This is a genomic window from Streptomyces shenzhenensis (assembly GCF_003688995.1).
GTDB classification, from domain to species: Bacteria; Actinomycetota; Actinomycetes; order Streptomycetales; family Streptomycetaceae; genus Streptomyces; species Streptomyces shenzhenensis_A.
This window is the reverse complement of the sequence record NZ_PENI01000025.1, coordinates 97588-120114: the sequence shown is the minus strand read 5'-3', so window position 1 is coordinate 120114 and position 22527 is coordinate 97588. Positions and strand designations below refer to the sequence as shown.

14 protein-coding genes are annotated in these 22527 nt (G+C 73.4%); 5 read left to right on the top strand and 9 right to left on the bottom strand.

The genetic code is table 11. The features are described from left to right. Positions 1–17: 17 nt before the first annotated feature. Together CTZ28_RS31705 and CTZ28_RS31700 are read right to left on the bottom strand one after the other, a co-directional pair. Entirely contained in the window at positions 18–1271 is a 1254-nt protein-coding gene (locus CTZ28_RS31705) for a protein kinase domain-containing protein (protein ID WP_121893157.1), read from the bottom strand. Then, on the bottom strand, positions 1268–4939 hold the full coding sequence (locus tag CTZ28_RS31700) for a WD40 repeat domain-containing serine/threonine protein kinase (RefSeq protein WP_183154685.1): 3672 nt from the start codon (positions 4937–4939) through the stop codon (positions 1268–1270). The genes CTZ28_RS31705 and CTZ28_RS31700 overlap by 4 nt, the downstream gene beginning before the upstream one ends. A 670-nt stretch (positions 4940–5609) precedes the next feature. Here CTZ28_RS31700 and CTZ28_RS31690 point away from each other — a divergent pair. Continuing rightward, on the top strand, positions 5610–7235 hold the full coding sequence (locus tag CTZ28_RS31690; protein WP_259471915.1) for a hypothetical protein: 1626 nt from the start codon (positions 5610–5612) through the stop codon (positions 7233–7235). Positions 7236–7313: 78 nt separating this feature from the next. Here the strand turns inward: CTZ28_RS31690 and CTZ28_RS31685 are convergent, their stop codons facing one another. Beyond that, a complete protein-coding gene (locus CTZ28_RS31685; protein ID WP_147481223.1) occupies positions 7314–9824 on the bottom strand; it encodes an NB-ARC domain-containing protein in 2511 nt (836 codons plus the stop codon). Positions 9825–10067: 243 nt separating this feature from the next. Between CTZ28_RS31685 and CTZ28_RS31680 the strand changes: the two genes are divergently transcribed. Beyond that, on the top strand, positions 10068–11027 hold the full coding sequence (locus CTZ28_RS31680) for a GlxA family transcriptional regulator (RefSeq protein WP_121893152.1): 960 nt from the start codon (positions 10068–10070) through the stop codon (positions 11025–11027). Between the two features lie 50 nt (positions 11028–11077). Here CTZ28_RS31680 and CTZ28_RS31675 read toward each other — a convergent pair whose 3' ends face one another. After that, positions 11078–11647, bottom strand: coding sequence for a DinB family protein (locus CTZ28_RS31675; RefSeq protein WP_121893187.1), 570 nt, complete (start codon positions 11645–11647; stop codon positions 11078–11080). Positions 11648–11755: 108 nt separating this feature from the next. Between CTZ28_RS31675 and CTZ28_RS31670 the strand changes: the two genes are divergently transcribed. Next, entirely contained in the window at positions 11756–12784 is a 1029-nt protein-coding gene (locus CTZ28_RS31670) for a helix-turn-helix transcriptional regulator (protein ID WP_183154684.1), read from the top strand. 217 nt (positions 12785–13001) lie between these two features. Here CTZ28_RS31670 and CTZ28_RS31665 read toward each other — a convergent pair whose 3' ends face one another. From CTZ28_RS31665 to CTZ28_RS31650, 4 genes are read right to left on the bottom strand one after another with little or no spacing between them, the layout of a single operon-like run. Beyond that, positions 13002–14252: an NAD(P)/FAD-dependent oxidoreductase gene (locus tag CTZ28_RS31665; RefSeq protein ID WP_183154683.1), complete on the bottom strand. Its 1251-nt coding sequence runs from the start codon at positions 14250–14252 to the stop codon at positions 13002–13004. After that, a complete protein-coding gene (locus CTZ28_RS31660) occupies positions 14249–15685 on the bottom strand; it encodes an NAD(P)/FAD-dependent oxidoreductase (protein WP_121893150.1) in 1437 nt (478 codons plus the stop codon). The genes CTZ28_RS31665 and CTZ28_RS31660 overlap by 4 nt, the downstream gene beginning before the upstream one ends. Then, positions 15682–17115, bottom strand: coding sequence for an FGGY family carbohydrate kinase (locus tag CTZ28_RS31655; RefSeq protein ID WP_121893149.1), 1434 nt, complete (start codon positions 17113–17115; stop codon positions 15682–15684). The genes CTZ28_RS31660 and CTZ28_RS31655 overlap by 4 nt, the downstream gene beginning before the upstream one ends. Positions 17116–17126: 11 nt before the next feature. Then, positions 17127–18653 carry an APC family permease gene (locus CTZ28_RS31650; RefSeq protein WP_121893148.1) on the bottom strand — a complete coding sequence of 509 codons (1527 nt, stop codon included), beginning with the start codon at positions 18651–18653 and terminating at the stop codon, positions 17127–17129. Between the two features lie 349 nt (positions 18654–19002). On the opposite strand from CTZ28_RS31650, the gene CTZ28_RS31645 reads away from it, so the two are divergent. After that, positions 19003–19782, top strand: coding sequence for a DeoR/GlpR family DNA-binding transcription regulator (locus CTZ28_RS31645; protein ID WP_121893147.1), 780 nt, complete (start codon positions 19003–19005; stop codon positions 19780–19782). 654 nt (positions 19783–20436) lie between these two features. Here the strand turns inward: CTZ28_RS31645 and CTZ28_RS31640 are convergent. Further along, entirely contained in the window at positions 20437–21105 is a 669-nt protein-coding gene (locus CTZ28_RS31640; RefSeq protein ID WP_121893146.1) for a type 1 periplasmic-binding domain-containing protein, read from the bottom strand. 173 nt (positions 21106–21278) lie between these two features. On the opposite strand from CTZ28_RS31640, the gene CTZ28_RS31635 reads away from it, so the two are divergent. Beyond that, complete coding sequence (locus CTZ28_RS31635) at positions 21279–22484, top strand: HupE/UreJ family protein (protein ID WP_121893145.1); 1206 nt, start codon at positions 21279–21281, stop codon at positions 22482–22484. Positions 22485–22527 lie beyond the last annotated feature (43 nt).

Here is a 22527-nt window from a genome sequence, read left to right as displayed (position 1 = left end):
GTGTCGTCGGGGGGCCGTCATGCGGCGTCCTTCAGCAGCCGGGTCAGTTCGGGCGCCGTCCGCACGGTGATGCGTGGGGTGTCGGTCAGTGTCTCGTCGATCACGTGCGCCAGGCGCGGCGGCACCGACCCGACGCGCTCCCTGATCGGTACGACCGGCTCGCGCAGGGCGACGGCGACCGGGTCGCGGCCGGGCGGGAAGTCGCGTGGTGTGGCACCGGTGAGCATCCAGTACAGGCAGGCCGCCGTGGCCCATACGTCGACCTCGGGGCCGGCGTACTTGTAGTCGACCAGTTGGGCACGTGCCGTGAACGGGATCGTCCCGCCCAGCGCGCCGGTGCGGGTGTGCCCGGAAAGCCCCGCGCGCTCGAACGCCTTGGCCAGCCCGAAGTCCGCGAGCTTGACCACGGGGTGGCCGCCGGCGGACGCTCCCGCCAGCAGGATGTTGGCCGGCTTGACGTCGCGGTGCACCAGACCGCGCGCCGGGGTGGCGGTGCCGTCCGGCCGGCGGAGCGAGGGCAGTTCGGCCTGATGGGCGTAGGCGAGGCCCGAGAGCACCTGCCGTACGACGGTGAGCGCCTCGTCCACCGGCACCGTGCCGCCGTACCGCTCCGCCAGCTGTTCGAGGCTGCCACCCGGGCAGTACTCGGTCGCGAAGTAGAACGCGTTGTCCTCGTCGCCACCGCCCCGGAACGCGACGATGTGCGGATGGCGCAGGGCGCGGATCCCGGCGAGTTCGCGGCGGAACGCGAACCGCGCGTTGTCGTCCACCGGTCCCGACGCCAACACCTGTTTGAGCGCGACGAGTTCACCCGACGCCAGGTCCCGGGCCAGCTGTACGACGCCCTGGGAGCCGCGGCCCAGCTCACGGATGAGGGCATAGCCGGGCACCTGCGGCACCGGGGGACGAGCCGGTTCCGCGTGGTCCGCCGCCGTGGCGGTCTGCGGTGGCTCGCTCGACTCGCTGACCGTGATCAACAGCCGTACGTCCCCGACACGGATCTCGTCCCCGTCGGTCAGCGGCCGGTCGACGAGGGGGCCCAGACGTTCGCCGTTCACCTGTGTGCCGTAGCTGCTGCCCAGGTCACGTACCCGGAGCCGCGGCGGGTCGACGTCCAGTCGGCAGTGCCGCCGGGACACACCGCGGTGCCGCTCGGGAATGCGGATCCGGCACTCGCCCGACCGGCCCACCTCGCAGCTCACCGGCTCGCTGAAGGCGTACAGCACGACCCTGGTGCCGGTGTGCATGGCGACGGTCACCTGTGCGGTCACCAGTCACCGGCCTCCGCACGGCCGTCCGCCGCGAAGTCGTAGTCGTAGTCGAGTTCCCACAGCCGGATGCCCGGCCGGAGATCGGCGGACACGACATTGCGGCCGTCCACGGTGAAGGCGACCAGAGTGACGGACTCGGGATGGCCTTCGAGGGTGTGCAGACACCGGCCCGTCCGGACGTCCCACATCCGCAGTCTCCGGTCATGGTCGGCCGTGACCACATAGTGCCCGTCCGGGCTGATGTCGAACGTCGAGGAGAACTCGGGCAGTTCGCACACCGTCCGGCCCGTCGCCGTCTCCCACACCTCCACCGTCATCAGGCCGGGCGTGACGGCCATGCGCCCGTCCGCGCTCAGCACCAGCGCCCCCGGGTGCGCCTGCCGCTCGTACACCGGCCGCCGCGTCCGTACGTCCCAGACCGTCAGCCCGGCGGTGGAGTTGACGAACAACCGCCTGCCGTCCGGGGCGAACCACATCCCGGGATCGCCGACGCCCAGCGGGAACGTGAGCAGCGGTACGCCGGTGCCCGTCGCCCACAGCCGTCCGGTGCGGTCCTCCCGTCCGGCCGAGGCCGCGAACCGCCCGTCAGGGCTCAGCCGGACCACCCCGACCGGACCGTCGTGCCCCAGCATGGTGCGGCCCAGGTGCGCCACCACGGTCGTCCGGTCCCGGGCCCCGGCGCGCAGTCGCCACAGGCACACCGCCCCGCCCTCGTCCCCGACCAGGGCGTGGTCGCCGTTGCGGTCGATGGCGACCGATCTCACCTGCCCCTGGTCCCCGTGCAGTCGGGCGCTCCTCGTCCCCTCCTCGAAGTCCCACAGGTGTGCCTCGCCGCCCCAGTCGGCCGTGACGGCGAGTCGGCAGTCCGCCGCGATCAGCACAGTGTGGGTGTTGGCCACCCGCTCCGGGAACGTGTGCAGATGCTGCCCGGTCTGCAGCTCCCACACCCGAACGCGGCCGTCGGCCCCGCCGGTCACGGCCAGTTCCGCGTCGGTGCTCACCCCGATGTTCACCTGCTGCGTGAAGATGCGGCCGCCGCTGAGGTCGTAGCGCTGCCAGATGCTCAGCAGGTCCGTGCGCCGGCCCGCCGATCTGCCCACGTCCGCCCAGAGCGCGCGTAGTTCGGGATGCCGTTCGAAGCCGGGGACCGCGCGGGCCGTCCGCAGCTGCTCGGCGGCGGCCCGCGTCCTGCCCTGACCTGCCAGCTCCTCGGCACGCTCGACCAGGCCCCTGACCCGTGCCGCACCCTCCGCGAGCGCACCGGCGGTGCGCGGGCGTGCGTAGCTCCACGGGGCGCGGAACCCGGCCGGGGCCAGCCGGTGGAACTGGACCCCGCCGAACCCGTCGCCGAGCACGACGAGCCGGCCGTCGGCGCTGAGCGCCACGCTGTGGATGCGCAGCGGCAGGGTCAGCTGGGTGTGGGGCTCGATCAGCAGCTGGGTGTCGATGGTGCGGACGCAGCGGCCGGTGCGGGTCTCCCAGATCCTCAGCGGCTGGTCGGCATGCCCGGACGCCACCGAGGCGGCGCGTGTGGCCTCGCGGTTCAGGGTCATCAGGGAGTCGCTGCCGAACCTCCTGGGCACCACGTCCCTGACCCGGTCGGTCCGGGTCTCCCAGATGCGCACCTTGTCCGTGAGGTGACCCGTCAACAGGGCGTGCGTACCGTACGGAGCGAGCGCGACCAGGTCGATCCCGGTGCCGCGCAGGTCCGCCGACTTCACGAGGCGGTACAGCGGCCGGCCGGTGGCCACGTCCCAGGACACCACGCTGCCGTCTTCCTTCGAGGCCGAGACCGCGACCCGGCCGTCCTCGGCGAGCGCGACGGCGGAGACGGCGGACGGCCTGCGGTGGATCTCCGGCAGGATCCGCCCGGTGGCCGGGTCCAGTCTCCGGAACGTCGAGGGCGGGTGGTCGAGCGCGCGCACCAGCTGTCCGGTGCCGAGGTCCCAGACCTCGATCGGCCCGCCCTCGTGGGCGACCACGGCACCGCCGGAGCCGTTCAGCGCGACCGCGGTGACGGCCGAGCGGCGCTCGCCGAGCAGGCGCAGCAGCCCGCCCGTCGTGAGGTCCCACAGTTCGGCGGGTCCGGTACGGCGCCCGACCAGTGCGGTGCGCCCGTCGGGCGTGAGCGCCACGGCGGTGACCGGGGCGAGTTCCTCGTCCTCCGCGGCGGTGCCGTCCCCCGGCGGCGGGGCGCCGGTCCGCTCGGGCGGCAGCACACACCGGCAGCGGTGCGCGGCCGGGTCCCACACCCGGACACGGCCGTCCTCGCCGCCGGTGAGGGCCACCGAGGCGTCCGCGCTCAGTGCGGCTGAGGTCACCGCGCCGCGGTGCCCCTCGAGCAGTTCGGGCGGGCGCGCGGGTTCCCGGCGCGCCAACTCCGCACGCGCGGCCGACACTTCGGGAACGTCCGGCGCGTCCGCGAGCAGTGCCTCGGCAGCGGCGGCGTCGCCCCGTTCGACCTGCACCAGAGCGAGCAGCCGGTCCACCTCCGCCGGCTCGCCGTACAGGGCCCGTGTGGTGCGCAGGTCGGAGACGATGTCCTCGTCGGAGAGCGAGCCCTGCCGCCAGCGGTGCAGGGCCCAGTTGTAGACCGTGGGCAGATGGTGCGGGTCGACGTCCTTGGCCGTGCGCCACAGTTCCTCGGCCTCCTCCGCCCGGTCCAGGTCGAGCAGCGACAGGGCCTGGTTGGACAGGCCCGCGGCGAGCAGTTGCGCCTCCTGCGGCGGCACCCGCGGATACGGCACCCCGATGGCCTCCTCGTACAACTCGATGACGGCCGCGGCGAGTTCGTCCAGGCGGTGCGGGCGCCGCGCCGGATCGGACGCGAAGCACCGGCCCAGCAGGGCGGCGAGGGCCGGGGGCAGGACGGGTGCCCCCGGCGGCCCCGGTGGTCCGGACTCCAGATACGCGGCGAACACCTCCGGTGCCGACTGCCCGTACCGGCACGGCGGGGAGCCGACGAACATCTCCAGCACGGACAGCGCCCAGGACCAGACGTCCGTGGCCCGGGTGAGCGAGATCCCCGCGCCGGCCCGCGCGTCGGCCTGCTCCGGCGAGCAGTACGCCGGTGTCATCCCGCCGTAGCTGGCCAGCAGGTTGCTCTCCGCCGGTACGGCGGATCGCTCGCCGGCCGCGGCCCGGGCGCCCGCGAGTCCGAAGTCGGTGACCTTCGCGGTCCAGGCGGCGCCCGTCTCCACCATGACATTGGCGGGCTTGACGTCCTGGTGGATCAGGCCCTGGCGATGCGCGTGGTCGATGCCCCAGGCCATCTGCACGGCCAGGTCCAGGACCCGGGCGAGGGCGCCGGTGGGGTCGGGGCCCGTGTCCGCGTACAGCCGCCCGTCCCGTACGAGTTCGGCGAGCGACCCGCCCTCGATCCACTCGGCGAACACACACGGCACGTCCTCGATCCGGCGGACGTAGGCGCAGCCGACGACATGCGGATGCAGGGCGAGCGAGACCCATGTGCCCGCCTCGGTCTCGAAGCCGTGGCGCCCCGCGGCGCCGGCCACGAGTTCGGGGCGCGGCACCTTGACGGCGAGATCCGTGTTCCAGTCGCGGTGCCGGACGCGGTACACGAGTCCCATCCCGCCGCCGTCGCTGACATCGAGCACCTCGTACAGGCCCAGGACGACGTCCCCGCGCCGCCAGCTCCCCATCGCCATGCGGCCAACCATGCGTGTCCTGAGGCGGATTGACAACCGCGGCGCGCCGCGACCGCCGCTTCCTCACGCAGCGCGCCAGGAAGCGCCCGCGGCCGGGGCGCCGTCAGGATCACGATCTTGAACTCGGAGTCGCCGTCGGTCAGGACGTCGCAGTCCACCTCCACCGCCCCGACCGTGGGATGCGCGATCGTCTACCCGCTGGACGCCGGGCGGGACGCGATCGGGGATCGGACCGTCGTTCGGCGGGAGCAGCCCGGCCATGCGGTAGAGGTGGTCACGCTCGGTGGTGGTCAGCTGCAGGGCGTGCGCGAGAGAGGCGACCACCTGCCCGGAAGGCCTCGCCGACCGGCCCTGCTCCACCGGCGCCGGCTCGTCGGCCGAGGTGTTCACCGGTCGGCTGACGCCACGGCGGGCCCGCGATCGATCGTGTGCCTCGGGGTGATTCGTTACCGTGTCCCTGTACCTGTGTCTGTGTTCCGGTCGCGTGCCTGCCGCCAGGGGAAGGGTTGCCACCCACGTTGAGATGCGCTGAGCCCGCACCGCCGCGCGCCGCGAGCGCCGAGCGGCATGGCTGCCCGGGGTGACTGCGGTGTTCGGTAGTTCACCCCTGCGCGTGCCGGTCGGGCATGACGCGTCCCGGTGGAGCACCTTCCGGAGCGAACGGACGCTGGTGGTGGCCGCACGCACCGTCACCTCGACCGTACGGATCCTGGAGTCGCTGCCCGCCGTACTGGACGGCGACGGGCGCGTGACCGTGGTGTTCGCCCACGACCCCACCTCGGCCTTCAACGCCGGCGTACTCGACCTTCTCCACCAGGCCGGGTGCCGGGTCATGCCGTGGGAGCAGCTTGCGGAGATCTCCCCCGACCTCATTCTGACGGCGAGCGAGAACATCGAGGTGCCGGAGGGCGACTGCCCGGTGCTGGTACTGCCGCACGGCGTGGGCTTCCAGAAACAGGTGCCGGATTCCCGCAGTACCGGGGAGCGGCTGTCCGGTGTCGTGCCCGACGCGCTGCTGGAGGCGGGACGCGCCTGGCTGGCCGTGTCGCACCCGGCCCAGGAGCAGCAGTTGCTCGCCGCACACCCCAAGACCGCCGGGCACACCGTGCTCGTGGGTGATCCGTGCCTGGACGAGTTGCTGGTCAGCCGGCCGCGGCGCACGGCGTACCGGACGGCCATGGGGCTCACGGCACAGCACCGGCTGGTGCTGGTCAGTTCGACGTGGGGGCCCACCTCGCTGCTGGGCAGGCACCCGGAGCTGCCCGCTCGCCTGCTGGCGGAGCTGCCCTGGGACGAGTACCGGGTCGCTGCGGTGGTCCACCCCAATGTGTGGGCCGCACACGGCGCCTGGCAGCTGCGCACCGTGCTGGGGAACGCCGTGCCCGGGGGCCTGGTACTGGTGCCCCCGGTGCATGCCTGGCGGTCCGCCCTGGTCGCGGCCGACGTGGTGATCGGTGACCACGGGTCGGTCACCCTGTACGGGGCCGCGGCGGGTGCGCCGGTGCTGCTCGGCGCCTTCGGCCGGGACTCGGTGGCGGGGACCGCCGTCGCGGATCTGGCGGCCCGCGCGCCCCGCCTCGACCCGGCGGGCGATCTTCGCGGCCAGATCGAGGATGCGGTGCGCTCCCACTCCTCTCTCCGGTACGCGGCGGTGGCGGAGCGGGCCTTCGCCGCGCGCGGGCAGGCCCTGACCAGGCTGCGCAGGGTCGTCTATCACCTGCTGCGGCTCCCGGAACCGGACGCGGCTGCTCCGTCGGTGCGGTCGGTGCCGGTGGCCGATCCTCCGGGTGCGGAGGTCACGTCCTGGCTGGTGACCACGGCGTTGGCGGCCGATGACGGGGAGCCGGTGGTCGGGGTGTGCCGCTTCCCGGCCGTGCTGGGCACCCCCGCGGCGGCCACCGAGACGCCGGTGCGCTTCGCGCATCTGGCGTGCGCGGACGACGAGCGGGACAGCCGGCTGACGGAGAGCGCCTCGGTGGTGCTCCGCCGGCACCCCGCTGACCGCGCGGTGGAGGCGGTGCGCTGGATCAGGCGGACGCTCGCACGGTGGCCGGGGTGCCTGATGACAGCCGCGGCCGTGCGCGGCGGCGGTGTTCTGGTCGGGCTGCGGGACGGCCGGATGGTGGAGGCCGTGGTGACGGGACCGCCCGTGGATGCCGGCCTGCCGGCCGCGGTCGTCTACACCTGTCTACGGGGTGGCGTGGACGTGGACGGCGCGGTGGTGACGATGCGCGTCGGCGACCGGGGGCGGGAGGAGGACGTCGCGCTGCGGCTCCGACCGGTTCCCGCCGGGTGAACCGGGCCCGTGACACCCCCGGTTCCCTCCCCCGGTCACGGCCCGGTCGCGAGTCTCGGCCCGCCGTCCTCGGCCGGTTCAGGTCTCGGTGTCCAGGGCGTTCAGCCTCCGTTGCAGCTCCTGCGCCTCGGGGCTGCCGTTGGCGGTGTGGACGGCGAGGGCGCGAGTGAGCCAACGGCGCACTTCGGCGGTGCGGCCGGTGGGCTGGACGAGGTCGGCGAGCCGGGTGAGGGCCTGGGCCTCGTAGTGGCCGGCCTGCTGTCGGCGCAGTTCGCCGGCCGCCTCGCTCAGTGCGGCGACGGCCGCTTCGGTGTCCCCCAGGTGGGCGTGGACCGTACCGATGGCGGCCGTCACCCGGGCAGCCATCCGCGGATCGGGTTCGCCGCCGGACAGCAGGTCCGCACGGGCCCGGAGCAGGGTCGCCAGGGCCTGCGCGTGGTCGCCTCGGGCGTCCTGGGCGCAGCCGAGGAAGAAGGCGGCGATGGCGGCGCCGCGGGGTTCCCCGGCGCGGCTGTTGAGGCTCAGGGAGCGCTGGTAGGCCTCGACCGCCCGGTCCGGTTCGGCCACGTCCAGGTACCGGCCGAGGAACTCCTGGACCGAGGCCCGCAGGACGAGGTTGCCGGTCACGTCGGCACGGGCGACGGCGGTTTCCAGTTCGGTGTGGGCCGCGGCGTACTCGCCGAGGTCCATCAACGGCCGGGACAGCAGGCTGCGCAGCCGGGCCTCGGCGGCCGCGGCCTGTTCGACCTGCGCCGCCGTGCCGGCCGATGCCCCGGCGGCCCCGGCCGCGGCGACGCCCAGTTCCAGTGATTCCTTCCATGCGCCGAGGTAACGGCGGTGCAGGAACAGCACGGTGAAGGCCTCGGCCAGCGGCCACACGAGGTCGTGCAGCCCGTTCCGGGCGGCCTCGCGCAGCACCGCAAGGATCATGGTGCGTTCGGCGTCCAGCCACTCCAGGGGATCGGGTCCGCCGGGCGCGGTGAACGGGTCGACGGCCTGGTCCAGCAGCGGCGACAGCGGGGCGATGCGCAGCCGGTTGCGTTTCACGGCGCGGTCGGCGAATGCGGTCAGGGCCAGGTAGTGGGTGGCCACCCGTCGTGTCACCGCCGTGTGCTCTTCGGCGGTCTCCCGCTCCGCGGCCTGCTCGCGGGCGTGCAGGCGGACCAGGTCGGGCATGCGGTGGCGGCCGTCGGGCGTGGTCTCCACCAGATGGGCGGTGGCGAGCACGCGCAGCAGCCGCTGCGCGCCCGCGAGATCGGTGCCGGCGGCGGCCGCGGCGACCGCGGCGTCGACGGGGCCGGCCGGCAGCAGGCCCAGCAGCCGGTACAGCCGCGCCGCCTCCGGTGCCAGCAGCCGGTAAGACGGCCCGAGTGCCGCGGACATGGACAGCTCCTCACCCTCCAGGGACAGCCCGGCGAGCCGGCCGGTCTCGTCGTCCAGTTCCGCGGCCAGCGATGCCAGGGTCATGCCGTCGTCGCTCGACAGGCGGGCGGCGACGATCCGCAGGGCCACCGGCAGTCCGGAACACAGCTGGACCAGGCGGGCGGCGGCCGCCCGCTCGCTGTCGACAGTGTGCTGGCCGCACAGGTCCGCCAGGAGCGCCCGTCCGCCGTCGGTGTCGAGCGGACGCACATCGATCAGCCGGGCACCGTCCAGGGCGAGTTCGCCCAGGCGGCGGTGGCTGGTGACCAGCACCGCGCTGCCCGGCCCCTTGGGGATGAACGGGCGGACCTGCGCGGGCTGGTCGACCCCGTCCAGCACCACGAGCAGCCGTTGCCCCGCGGAGCGGGAGCGCAGCAGGTTGGTCCGTTCGGCCAGCGATGCGGGCATGAACTCGTCGGCGACGTGCAGTCCGCGCAGCACCATGGCCATGGCCTCGGAGACGTCTCCGCCCGCCGCGTCCGGAGTCGCCGCATCGCCCTTCAGGGGTGCGAAGTCCACATAGAGCTGGCCGTCGGGGAAGCGTGCGTGTTCCTTGTGCGCCCACCAGCGGGCCAGCGCGGACTTGCCGATGCCGGACAGGCCGTGCACCACGCCGAGCGTCACGGGCTGCCGCGGCCCGTCGCCGGTGGCGCCCAACGCCTCGTCCAGCCGGGCGAGTTCGGCGGAGCGGTTGATGAACCGGGCGGTCACCGCGGGCACTTGGTCGGGTTTGATCCGCAGGTCGCGCTCGGCGGGGGTCCGGACGTGGAAGGTGACGCCGCCGTAGATGGCGGAGCCCTGGAAGACGGGACCGTGATGGGTGCCGCCGGAGATCGAGCTGACCATGGTGGGGGTGCCGGGCGGCGCCAGTTCCGACAGCAGTCGCAGCAGTTCCTCGCCGCGGTCGGGATCGGTGGTGAGAATGTCGAGGATGCGCGTCTGCCATGCGCCGCGCAGCCGGCTCTCGGCTTCGTCGTCGTGGGTGGAGCGCGCGGTCGCCAGCGTCTGCTCGGCCCGCCGCAGTTCCTCCTCGGTGGAGCCGGTCGCACCGCGCCGGCCGAGGAGGCGGGCCAGCCGCGTCTTCGCCTGCTCCCACGACTCCGACACCATCAACCCGACCAGAGTCGTCGCCCCCGATGCCGCGAGCGCCGCCAACTCGGCTTCCACCACTCCCCCTTCATCGTGCGGCGCCTCAACGGGCCCGTCAGGCATCCACCGTAAAGAGATCTTGCGCGGTTGGACAGCCCGGCACGCACAAAGCGGCACGGCCGGACGGCTGACGGCTGACGGCTGACGGCGGCCCGGTGGTGCGGGCCGGTCGTCCGGCCGGATCGGTGATCTGCCTTTGGGGTTCGTCGACGGCGTAGGCTGGGCCAGGTCACTACTGCCGGGGAAACCACGGATTCGGACATGTCGCATCGGGTTGGCTTCCTGGTCTTCGAGGGGGTGACCATGCTTGATGTCAGCGGCCCCTCGGAGGTGCTCCATCAGGCGGGTCGGCTCGCTCCCCGCTATGAGCTGGTGCTGGTCTCCCCGCGCGGCGGGACGGTCACCACCTCCGCGGGGCCGGCGCTGACCGGCACGGTCCGGGCGGCCGACGCGGGCGCGGTCGACACGGTCGTGGTGGCCGGCGGCGACCGGCTGGCCGCGCAGCCGATCGAGGACGGGCTGCTGGCCGCGGCCCGCATCCTCACCGCGCGGGCGCCCCGCGTCGCCTCCGTGTGCACCGGCGCCTTCGTCCTGGCGGAACTGGGTCTGCTCGACGGCCGCCGCGCGACGACACACTGGCGGCACGCGGCCGCGCTCGCTCTCCGCTATCCCCGTGTACGGGTCGAGCCGGACGCCATCCACATCCGCGACGGGCGCTATGTCACCTCCGCGGGCATCAGCGCGGGCATCGATCTCGCCCTCGCCCTGGTGGAGGACGACCACGGCGCCGACGCGGCGCGGGACATCGCGCGCGAACTGGTGGTGTTCATGCAGCGGCCCGGCGGGCAGTCACAGTTCTCCACGGCCCTGACCACCCCGCCCGCCCACAGTGACCTGCTGCGCACATTGATCGCGTCCGTGCTCGCCGATCCGGCCGCCGACCACAGCCTGCCCGCCATGGCCGCATCCGCCGCCATCAGCCCTCGGCACCTGGCCCGGCTGTTCCGCGCCGAACTGGGCACCACACCCGCGCGCTGGGTCGAGCGGGTCCGCCTGGACCGCGCCCAGCAGCTGCTCCTCGAAGGGCACAGCGTCACCTCGGCCGCACGGCACAGCGGACTCGGCACCGACGAGACCCTCCGCCGCGTCTTCGCCCGCCACCTGGGCACCACCCCGACCCACTACCGCAGACACTTCGCCACCACACGCGGGGAGCCGTAGGTCCCGTGGACCGGGCCGCGGCGGTGGGCCGGTGTGCGGGGGGCCGGTGGTCAGCTCGACTTCTGACCGTCCAGCGCCTCGCGCAGGATGTCCGCGTGCCCGGCGTGCTGCGCGGTCTCGGCGATGACGTGGGTCAGCACCCGGCGCACGCTCCACGACGCTCCCGGCTCGTTCCAGGGGGCCTCCGGCAGCGGATGTGCCGCCGACAGGTCGGGGACGGTCACGATGATCTCCTCGCTGCGGGCGGCGACCCGCTCGTAGCGCTCGATGATCCCGGCCAGGGTCTCGCCGGGCTGCATCCGGAACTCGCCCTGCCGGTCGATGGCCCACTGCGGGACCTCCCGGGCGGTGCCGGCCGCGAGGTCGGCCCAGGTGACACCGTCGGGCAGGTCGAAGCGCATCGCCGAAGGGCCGTCGAGGACGAAGCGCAGCCATGCCTCCTCGACGGAGGTGACGTGCTTGATCAGCCCGCCCAGGCACAGGTCGCTGACCGTCGGCCGCTCGCCGGCCTGTTCGTCGGTGAGCCCGCGTGCCGTCCCGGTCAGGGCGGAGCGCGCGGCGGCGAGTGCGGTGAGCAGGTCGGTCCGCTCGCGGCCGGGCGTCGTGGGGGTGGTGCTCATGGCGTTCACGGTGATCGGTCCTTCTGGTCGTTCTCGTTGTCCGACGCCCACCACAGTCGCAGCGGAAGCGGACAGGTTGTGGCCGCTTCTCCCGGCAGGATGGGTGTCATGCAGAAGACCTCGGCACGGTTGCTGTCCCTGCTCTCGCTGCTTCAGGCCCGCCGGGACTGGCCGGGGCAGCTGCTGGCCGAGCGGTTGGCGGTCAGCGCGCGCACCGTGCGCCGCGACGTCGACCGCCTGCGGGAGCTCGGCTACCCGATCGTGGCCAGCAAGGGGCCCGACGGGGGCTACCGGCTCGGGGCGGGCAGCCGGCTGCCGCCGCTGCTGTTCGACGACGACCAGGCCGTGGCCCTGGCCGTCGCGCTGCGCACCGCCGCCACGACCGGTGCCGGGATCGAGGAGGCGGCGGCGCGGGCGCTGCAGACCGTCCGGCAGGTGATGCCGGCCCGGTTGCGCCATCGGGTCGACGCCATGGAGGTCACCGCCGTCGAGCGGGTGGGCGCCCGGCCGAACCCGCAGGTCGACCCGCAGGTGCTGGTGGCGCTCAGTACCGCCGTCCGGGACCGCGAGGTGCTGCGCTTCGACTACTCACCGGTCTCCGGGCCCACGGCCTCCGAGACCGGGCACGCCGTGCCGCCGCCGCGCAGGGCGGAGCCGTATCACCTGGTCACCTGGGGTGGCCGCTGGTATCTCGTCGCCTGGGACCTGGACCGGGACGACTGGCGCACCTTCCGCGTCGACCGGCTGGCCCCGCGTACCCCCACCGGGCCCCGGTTCAGCCCGCGCGAACTGCCCGGAGGCGATGTGGCCGCGTTCGTCGCCGGCCGGTTCCAGGGCTCCGACGGCGCCGGCGGCCGGCCGTGCCACGGCGAGGTGATCCTCGACCTGCCCGCCTCCGTGGTGTCCACATACAGCCGCGACGGCATAGTCGAGGAACTGGGCCCGGACCGCTGCCGGCTCCTCCTGGGCGCGTGGTCGTGGCCCGGGCTGGCCGCCGCCGTCGGCAGGTTCGACGCCGACGTCCGGGTCGTCGGCCCGCCCGAACTGCGGGACGCCTTCGCGCTCCTGGCACGCCGCTACGCCGACGCCGCGGCCGATCCGCCCGCCGGTCCGGACGCGCCGCCCCCGGACCGGTGACCGCCACACCCGTACCGCCGACCGTCGCGGTGCCGGATCGGCGAACGGCGACGGCGGCGGGGCCCGCCGGGCCCCGCCGCCACCTGTGGCTCCACTCCCCTGGCGCGGCCCGCTTCCCCCTGAGCGGGTCGAGCGACGTCCGCGCACCTGAGACGCGACCGGTCACGATGCCGCCGCAGCCGGCCGACGGCGCGTCACGGCCCTTCCGGCTGAGCGCTCAGCGGAGCCCGATGCGGACCGGGCCGCCGGTGGGCGACACGCCGGTGAGCAGGCCGGAGGGTACGCGGAAGACGCGGCCGGGGGCGGCCGGCCAGGTGAGGGTGCGGCGGGCGAGGACCCGCCCGTCCTGACGGACGGTCACCTGCGGGAAGCGGACGAATTCGTCGGTCCACAGCAGCAGTCGGCCCCGTGCGGGCGCCGGGTCGCCGGGTCGGAGGATCTGGGGGGCGACCCAGCGGAACGGGGCGTCGGCGACCAGCCGGACCCCGTCGGCCGGGCGGGGCATGCCGTGCAGATGCCCGATGACCTGCTGGGCGACGTGCCGGCCGTCGAGGGCGGCGACATCGGCGGTGTCGACGGGGTGCAGCAGGTTGCCGGCGGCGAACACGCCGGGACGGCTGGTGCGCAGGGCGGTGTCGGTGAGCGGGCCGAGGGTGCCCGCGTCGAGGGCGATGCCGGCCGCGCGGGCGAGTTCGTGGTCGGGGATCCAGTCGCCGGTGAAGACGACGGTGTCGCAGGCGACGGTGCGCCGTCGGCCGGTGTCGAGGTGTTCCAGCTCGACGGCCTGGCAGCGGCCCTTGCCGATGATGCGGGTGACACGGCTGCGGGTGGCGACGGGGACCCGCAGCAGGGTGCGGCCGGCCGCGTTGAAGGCGGCGTAGGACTCCGCCTTCGGGTACTGGCTGATCATCAGGGCGGGGGTGCAGCCCGCTTCGCGCAGGGTGACGACCGCGGACCAGCTGACCAGTTCCCCGCCGACGATGACGGCCCGTTCGCCGACGGGCCGGTGGTGGAGGTGGACGAGGTTCTGCAGTTGGCCGGTGGTGTAGACGCCGTGCGGGCGGTCGCCGGGGATGCGGCGTGCGGTGCGCGGGCGTTCCCGGGCGCCGGTGGCCAGCACGATGGACCGCGGGCGGATCCGGTAGCGGCCTTCGGGGCTGGTGACGTCGACGGTGTGGTCGTCGGCCCAGCCGGTGACCATGGTGCGGGTGCGGATCTCGGCGCCGGCCCGGGTCGCCTGCCGGACGAGGTGGCGGGCGTAGGCGGGGCCGGTCAGGACGCGGTGCAGGTCGCGCAGCCCGTAGCCGGTGTGGTCGCTGTGCCGGGGGATGCCGCCTGCGGCCGGTTCCCGGTCGACGACGAGGACATGTCCTGCGGCCCGGTCGGCGAGTTCGGTCGCGGCGGTCAGTCCGGCGGGTCCGCCGCCGATGACGAGGACGTCGGGTGTGATCAGGTGCGGCTCGGTCATCGGTGGTCCTTGTGCTGGCTGGCGCAGCCGTCGTGGGTCTGGTGCTGTGCGTGCAGTGCGGCGACGGCCGCGCCGCAGAAGAACCCCTGGCAGCGGCCGTTCATGGCGCGGGTGCGCCGGCGCAGCCCCTCCAGGCTGCGGGCGGGCAGGGTGGCGTGGCAGGCGTCGCGGATCTCGCCTTCGGTGACGCGTTCGCAGAAGCAGACGACGGTGCCGTACGCGGGGTCGCGGGCGATGAGGTCGGCGTCCTGGTAGGGGCGCGGGGATGCCTCGCCGAGGTTCGGCATCCGCGGGGGGTCGGGCAGGTCGCTCCGGGTGCGCAGGGTCAGCCCGGCCGCTTCGAGGAGGGTGCGGGCGTGTTCGGCGATGGCGATGCCGGCGGTCAGACCGGTGGAGCGGATGCCGCCGACGAGGAGGTACCGCTGCTCGGGTGTGGCCTCGATGAGGTAGTCGGGGTGGTCGATCGCGGCGCGCAGGCCCGCGTAGCTGGCGGTGACCTCTTCGGCCAGCAGTCGCGGCATGAGGCGTTCGCCCTTGCTGAGCAGGAAGTCGAAGCCGTCCTCGGAGGTGGCGGTGTCGGTGCGGTCGGTGAGGTCTTCGGCGGTCGGGCCGAGCATCACATTGCCGTAGATGGTCGGGGAGATCAGGACGCCCTTGCCGCGGGAGGTCGGCACCGGCAGGACGATCTTGTCGACCATGGGGCGGGTGAGCTTGTCGAAGACGAACAGCTCGCCGCGGCGGGGGGTGACGGTGAAGCGGTCGTGGCCGAGGAGCCGGTCGATGTGGTCGGCGCCCAGCCCGGCGGCGTTGACGACCCAGCGGGTCCGCACCTCGCCGGCCGGTGTGTGCAGGACGGTCGTCTCGTCGTCCTGGTCGACTCCGGTCACGGCGTGGTCGAGCAGGATCGTGGTGCCGCGTTGCCGGGCGTCGGTGGCCAGGGCGAGATTGGTGGTCCAGGTGCAGATGATGGATTCGTCGGGGACGGTCAGTCCGCCGAGCGCGCCCTCGCCGAGGTCGGGAAGGACACGGTAGATCTCGTCGGCGTCGATGATGCGGCCGTGCGCGTAGCCGTTGGCCTCGGCCTTCTCCTTCAGCGCGGGCAGCGCGGCGAGTTCCTCGTCGTTCCAGGCCACCAGGACGGCTCCGGTGTGCTCGACGGGGATGCCGGTGGCCTTGGCGTAGGCGCTCAGCAGCTGGTAGCCGCGGGCCACCAGGCGGGATTCGAGTGTGCCGGGTTTCGCGTCGAAACCGGTGTGCAGGATCGCGGTGTTGGCCTTGCTCGTTCCGTCGCCCACGTCGTCGCGGGCTTCGAGCAGTGCGACGGAGACGTCGCAGCCGGACAGTTCGCGTGCGATCGCCGCGCCGACGATGCCTCCGCCGATCACCGCGACGTCGAAGACGCCGTCGTGGGGACGGTGGGGGGTGGCGGTCATGAGTGATCTCCCTTGGCGGCGCGGGCCGTTGCGGCCTGCGCCCATGTGGTGCGGAACTCCTCGGCCCGGTCGGCGGACCAGCGGGGTTCGTGGACGGTGGTCGGCCGCCAGTCGCCGACGGCATCTTTGAGGGTGAGCGCGGGGTCGAGGGCGCAGCGGGCCAGGGCCGCCGCGCCCAGCGGGGTGGCATGGGCGTACGGGTAGATGTCGACGGGGATCTGGGCGATGTCGGCCTGGGCCTGCATCAGGGCGGCCGAGTGGGTCAGTCCGCCGTCCGCGCGCAGCCGGGTCAGGGGCCGGCCCAGGTCGCCCGCGACCAGCGCGCCCAGCGCGGCGACCTGCGCGGCGATGCCCTGGAGCACGGCCAGGACGAGGTGTTCGCGGCGGGTGGCCAGGGTCATGCCGGTGAAGGACGCGGTGGCCTGTGGCGCCCACCAGGGTGCGGCGAGGCCGGCGAAGGCGGGCACGCACAGCACGCCTTCCGCGTCGGCCGCGACCAGCGCGTCCAGGTCGGTGGCGGCCCCGAGGAGGCCGAGGTCCTGCAGCCAGCGCACCGCGGAGGCGACGGTGTAGACCTGGCCGTCCACGCAGTACGGGGTCTGTCCGGCCGCCTGCCAGGCCACCGACGTGGTCAGACCGGCGCTGGAACGCACGGGGTTGAGCCCGGTGTTGGCGAGCAGGAACGCGCCGGTGCCGTAGGTGCACTTGGCGGTGCCCGGTTCCAGGCAGCCCTCCGCGACCAGGGCGGCCTGCTGGTCCACGACCAGTCCGGCCACCGGAATCCGTGGGCCGAACGCGCGGGTGGTGCCGACGATCTCGTCGCAGGCGGCGATCCGCGGCAGCCGCTCGGCGCCGAGCCCGAACAGGTCGGCGAGCCCCGGGTCCCAGGCGGCGCTGTCCAGGTCGAGGAGGAGCGAGCGGCTCGCGGTGGTCGCGTCGGTGACGAACTCGCCGGTGAGCCGGTGCACCAGCCAGGTGTCGGTGGTCGTCACCACCCCGTCGCGGGTGAGGTTGCGGCGCAGCCAGGCCATCTTGGGTGCGGAGAAGTACGGGTCGAGGACGAGGCCGGTGCGCCGGGCGAGGTCCGTGGCGTGGTCGGCGAGTTCGGCGCAGATGCCTTCGGCGCGCCGGTCCTGCCACACGATCGCCTGGGTCAGGGGTGCTCCGGTGGCCGGGTCCCAGGCGAGGACCGTCTCGCCCTGGTTGGCCAGGGCGACGCAGTCGATCGGGCGGCCGGCCTCCTGCACCGCACGGCGGCCGGCGTCGAGGACGGAGTCGAGGAGTTCCTGCGGGTCCTGTTCGACGCCGCCGCCCGGCAGATAGCGGGGGCGGATGGTCTCCTCGGCGATGGCGACGGTGCCCTCCTCGTCGTCGACGACGATGGCCTTCGTACCGGAGGTGCCCTGGTCGATGGCGAGGATCGCGGTCATCGTGCGCCCCCTCAGGCCGTGGCGTCGGCGGGCTTCGGCCCGGTGTCGGCGGTGTCGAGTGCCCGGTCGACGTCGGCCATGTCGGGCATGGTGAGGCCGTCGCGTCCGCGCCGCACGAGCAGCCCGGCGACGTAGACGGCGCCGATCGCGAACAGGACCAGTACATAGGTCCAGGGGGCGCGGAAGGAGGCGTCGCGGAAGATCAGCAGCTCGTACACCAGCCAGACGGCGGCGACGACGAGGACCGGGATCTCCCAGCGGCCCAGGGAGAACCCCTGGGAGGCGGGCAGCGAGCGCCGCTTGGCCGCGTACATGGCGACGGTGCCGGCGTAGATGAGGGCGGGCAGCAGGGTGCCGGCGGAGAACAGCTGGAACAGCGCGTCGGTGGAGCGGGAGAAGACCGCGAGGATGATCTGCGCGATCAGCATCATGAACACGGAGGCGTTCAGCGGGGTGGCCGTGCGCCGGTCGATCCGCTTGAGCAGCTGCCAGCCGGGGAAGCGCTCGTCGCGTGACATGGCGTACACCAGGCGGGTGCCGCTCAGGGTGATCACCAGGCCGCAGGAGAAGATCGAGACGACGACCAGGACCAGCAGGATCTTGCCGACGACCGAGCCCAGTACGGCGGTGATCACGGTGGCCACCGGCGTCGCCGAGGCGCCGACCCCGTCGATCCGGCCGGCCGCGGCGGTGACCGCGACGAGGAACAGGAAGCCCAGCACGCCCAGCGAGAGCACGGCCTGGACCATCGCCTTGGGGATGACGCGGGCCGGGTTCTTGGTCTCCTCGGCCAGGTTGGCGGCCGATTCGAATCCGACGATGGTGAACGCGCCCAGCAGGAAGGCGAGGGCGAAGGGCCCGGCGTGGGTGGCGCCGCCCAGCGCGTAGTAGCCGCTCTCCGGGACGTTCCCGGTGTCGAAGAGGTGGGCGAAGTCCAGCTTGCCGGTGAAGGCGCCCACCGCGAACAGCAGCACGGTCAGGGCGATCATGCCGACGAGCTGCACGGTCACGGCGGTGTTGTTGACCCGGTGGGTGGTGCGCGTGGAGGCGGCGACCAGGACGGACTGGAGCAGGACCACACCGGCCGTGATGACCCAGGCGTTCTGTGTGGTGCCGACGTAGCGGAACAGCTCCGGGAGGATGGTGGAGGCGATCGTGTAGTCCACGGCGATCAGGACCACGCCCAGGAAGGCGAACGAGATCCAGCCCATGATCCAGCCCCAGACCGGGCCCACGATGCGCGACACCCACTGGTACGAGTAGCCGCTGATCGGGATGCGGGCCGCGAGGGCGCCGAAGACGAGGGCGATGGACAGCTGGCCGATCACGGAGATCGGCCAGGCCCAGATGCCCCGCGGGCCGGAGGTGGCGAGCACCGAGCCGTACGTGGTGAAGATGCCGGTGGCGATGGAGACGAAGCCGAAGGCCACGGAGAAGGAGGCGTACCAGCCGAGTTCTCGTGCCATGTGCTGTGCGCGCTCACCGGCGCCCGGGCCGTCTGCTCTCGGTCCCTCGGGACCTGTGTCTGTGTCTGCCATGACTCGTTTCCCTGCTCAAGAGTGCCCCGCGGTGGATGCGAGAGCCAGTGGACGTGGTGAACCGAACACGGTCGGCTTGCGGGCGGGCCCCGGGTGCGGGGTCTGCTGGGGGCCTGCCTGCCGGGTGCGGCGGGCCGCGACGGCGCGCGCGACGGTGACCGATCCTGTGGGTTATTGACCGTAAGGTACTGGAAGTGTGGACCTTTGCCCGTACGGCGTCAAGGGTTGGGATCCGGGTAACCGCGAGGACATCCGAGGTGACCCTCTGGACGTGGGAGACGGGGCCATGGGCCGGGCCCGTAGAATGCAGTCACAGATCCACAGAAACGGTCACTCAGGGAGGTGGGGTGTGCTCGCCGCCGAGCGCCACCGCAGAATCGTCGCCGAGATCGCCCGGCTCAAGTTCGTCACCACCGACGATCTGACCACGTTGCTGGGCGTCTCTCACGAAACGGTCCGCAGGGACCTCGCGCTGCTGGAGCGGCGGGGCGAACTCGCCCGGGTGCACGGCGGCGCGACCAGCCCGCAGGCCCCCGTCGGCGAGGAGGCGTCCTTCAGCGAGCGCAGCGGGACCCTGGCCGCCGAGAAGGAGGCCATCGGCCGGGCGGCGGCGGCGCTCATCGAGCCGGACCAGATCGTCGTGATCGACGTCGGCACCACCGCGCTGGAAGTGGCCCGCGCCCTGCCCGCCGATCATGCGGGCGTCATCGCCACGCCGTCCCTGCTGGTGGCCGCGGAGGTCAGCACCCGACCCCGGGTGGAGGTCCTGGTCAGCGGCGGCCGACTGCGCCCAGGCGACCTCGCCTGCTCCAACGCCCAGGCCGTGGAGTTCTTCGGCAATCTGCGCGCGGACGCCGTGTTCGTGGGATCCGGTGGCATCGCCCCCTACGGGCTCACCGACTTCCACCTCGACGAAGTCGCCACCAAGCGGGCCATGCTGGGCAACGCCTCGCACCGCTATGTGCTGGCCGACGCGAGCAAGTTCGGCCGCACCGCCGCGCACCGCGTGTGCGAACTGAGCGGCTTCGACACCCTCATCACCGACGAGCCGTGCCCGGCGGAACTACGCACCGCCCTGACCCGGGCCGACACCACGGTCATCGTGGCAAAAACATCACCCACCACCTGACGAACCCCACGACCGCCACCGGCGACACGCCCACGCGGTCCCGGAGGGGTGCGACGGATTCCGGGGCCGTGCCGGCTGCGGCCCTCGGCCGTCGAGAAGAACTCCAGTCGGGGCCCTTCGTGATCCATCCGCCGGTGGCATCGGTTGTCGACGCGTGGCGGGACTCTGCCGCGACCACCGGCGGCGCCGTTGCCTCGCTGCGGCACACGCCGACCGGGCATCCGGAGCAGTTCTGCCGGCATCTGCCGACGCGCGGCGGCAGCGAGTGCTGTGCGGGGCCGGTGACGGGATCGGCTCGGGGGCGGTGGCCGTCCGGCTGCCGCGGGACCCGATGCGCCGCGCCTGCTGCCGGAGCGCCGGTACGCCCGTTACCGCAAGCGGTAGGTAGCGCGTTCGGTCGGCTGTCCTCGGCCGGGGCACTCGCCCCGTCGCCGCGCGACGCGACGGCGTCGGCGGATCACCCGGGCCGCGAGGCACACCTGTGCGCCGCCTACGAGAGGGGCGCCGCGCTGCAAACGTCGACGGGCCGGCCGTACCTGCGGAATCCGGGCGTCGGCGCTGCCGCTCGCGTCCCTCACCAGGTCCGGCACGCCGAGCGCTTCGCGCTGAACCGGGCCCGCGTCCCGCACGCCTGACGCGCTCCCAGCGGAGCGTTCAGTGGTTGTCGAGCCAGACGACGATGCCGGTGAGGTCGTTCAGGACCGCCGCGGCGCCCGCCCTGATCGCGGCGGCGCAGCGTGCCTCGGTGAAGGAGGCGGGGTCGTAGGTCGAGGACATCCCGAGGCCCTCGCCGCGGAAGGAGGCACCGGACCAGTCGACCGAGGTGACGTTGTGGGTGGGTTCGGCCAGTTCGGCGCCCACGACGAGGAACTGCTGCGAGAGGTGGTGGGGGGTGACGGTGGCGAGCGGGTCGATCAGGTCGTTTCCGGCGCTGACGACGAGATCCGGGCCCATCTCGAGGGACTTGGTGACGCTCGGCAGCAGGTCGGCCGGATGCTCGGCGACCACCGTCCGGAGGTCGACGTGCTCGGTCTCGGCCCAGCCCTTCACCGCTGCCACCAGGGTCCTGGTCGGGCGGTCGTCTCCCGCGGTGACCAGGACCACGCGGTAGCCCTTCGGCGGGTGCACGCCGTTCCAGGAGCCGGGCCGCGGGGTGACGGTCGCCTCGGGGGTGGGCGGGGCGGACGGATCGGTGAACCCCGCACCGAGCGTGCCGACGGCGGTCGGGCTCGCGTGCGGCCGTGACCAGTCGTCGCCGGAGCTGCATCCGGCGGCCAGGGCGACGGCCGCGGCCAGGGCGGCGGCTCTGAACGGGGTGCGCAAGGCGATCGTCCTCCAGGTGGTGGCTGCTGGTGCCTCCACATCCTCATATGCCGACACCCGCCGGACCTGTCCGAAATGGGCTTGTCGAAAGGTTGTTCTTCCATGATTCGCCACCAGGGCGGGACAAGTTCACCCATGAAGTGGAGCGTGCACGGGCAACCTGAAGGAGCCACATGTCACGACACGCCCGCCGCGCCGTCATCGGGGTCATCGCGGCGGTGATCGCCCTGCTGAGCGCCGTACAGCCCGCGCTCGCCCACGGGTTCACCTCCACCGTGTACGTCCGGATCGGCGCCGGCGACGAGGGCCGTATCCGGACGACGCTGGAGCTCGAGTACGACCTCCTCGTCGTCTCCGCCGCCGACGCCGAGCGGGACGATCCCCTCTTCCAGGCGGGAACCGCCGCGTTCGACGCCGGTGACACCGAGGGGCAGGCCGCGGCGCTGAACGCGCACACCCGGTCGGCGGTCGGCTATGTCACCCGACGTTTCTCGGTCGGCTCGGGCAGCCGGACCTGCACCCCATCCCGGCAGGGCGCGTTCACGATGAGCCGGCAGGAAGGGGTGCCGTACGCCCGTCTGACGCTCGACTGGGCCTGCCCCGCGGACGGCGATCCCGTGGTGCGCAGCGGGTTGTTCCCCGACAGTGAGGGCTACGTCCGCGACACCAAGACGATCATCACATACGACCTCGACGGGCGTTCGGGCAGCGCCGCGCTCGACGCCGCGCATCCCTCCTTCTCGCTCGGCCAGTCCTGGTACGAACGGTTCTGGGAGTTCTTCCGCCTCGGGGCGGAACATCTGCTGGGCGGCATCGACCACATCCTGTTCCTGCTGGCGCTGATCGCCGGGTCACGGCGGCTGCGCGAGATCGTACTGGCCGCCACCAGCTTCACCCTGGCGCACTCGGTGACGTTCCTGCTCGCCGCGCTCGGCGCGGTCGATGTGCCGAGTCGGATCGTGGAGCCGGTCATCGCACTGTCCATCGCCGTGGTGGCCGGCTGGTACCTGTGGCGGATGTGGCGGAGCCGGGGCCGCGCCGCCGAGGTCGAGGCCGTCGGGCTCGGGCGCCTGGGGCTGGACCGCGCGGGCTGGATCCGGCTCGCCGTCGTGTTCTGTTTCGGTCTCGTACACGGCCTCGGTTTCGCGGGCGCGCTCGGCATCCACGAGGCGTGGTCATGGACCCTGCTGTGGTCCCTGCTGGTGTTCAACGTCGGCATCGAAGCGGTGCAGTTGGCGATCATCGCCGTGGTGTTCCCGCTGCTGGCCGTGGTGCGCGGCCGGGCACCGGTGGCCGGGCTCTGGCTGACCGGTGCGGTCTCGGCGGGGGTGGCCGTGCTGGGCCTGGTGTGGTTCGTCCAGCGGGTGTTCGGCGGCTGAGCCGACCTTGGCCGAAGAGCCTCGGGTCTTCGGGAAGTTCAAC

Excerpts from the sequence above, each read along its gene's own strand:
- CTZ28_RS31700 (WP_183154685.1), bottom strand. The coding sequence starts at position 4,939 with ATGGCGATGGGGAGCTGGCGGCGCGGGGACGTCGTCCTGGGCCTGTAC.
- CTZ28_RS31680 (WP_121893152.1), top strand. The coding sequence starts at position 10,068 with ATGTCGCATCGGGTTGGCTTCCTGGTCTTCGAGGGGGTGACCATGCTT.
- CTZ28_RS31675 (WP_121893187.1), bottom strand. The coding sequence starts at position 11,647 with ATGAGCACCACCCCCACGACGCCCGGCCGCGAGCGGACCGACCTGCTC.
- CTZ28_RS31670 (WP_183154684.1), top strand. The coding sequence starts at position 11,756 with ATGCAGAAGACCTCGGCACGGTTGCTGTCCCTGCTCTCGCTGCTTCAG.
- CTZ28_RS31665 (WP_183154683.1), bottom strand. The coding sequence starts at position 14,252 with ATGACCGAGCCGCACCTGATCACACCCGACGTCCTCGTCATCGGCGGC.
- CTZ28_RS31660 (WP_121893150.1), bottom strand. The coding sequence starts at position 15,685 with ATGACCGCCACCCCCCACCGTCCCCACGACGGCGTCTTCGACGTCGCG.
- CTZ28_RS31655 (WP_121893149.1), bottom strand. The coding sequence starts at position 17,115 with ATGACCGCGATCCTCGCCATCGACCAGGGCACCTCCGGTACGAAGGCC.
- CTZ28_RS31650 (WP_121893148.1), bottom strand. The coding sequence starts at position 18,653 with ATGGCAGACACAGACACAGGTCCCGAGGGACCGAGAGCAGACGGCCCG.
- CTZ28_RS31635 (WP_121893145.1), top strand. The coding sequence starts at position 21,279 with ATGTCACGACACGCCCGCCGCGCCGTCATCGGGGTCATCGCGGCGGTG.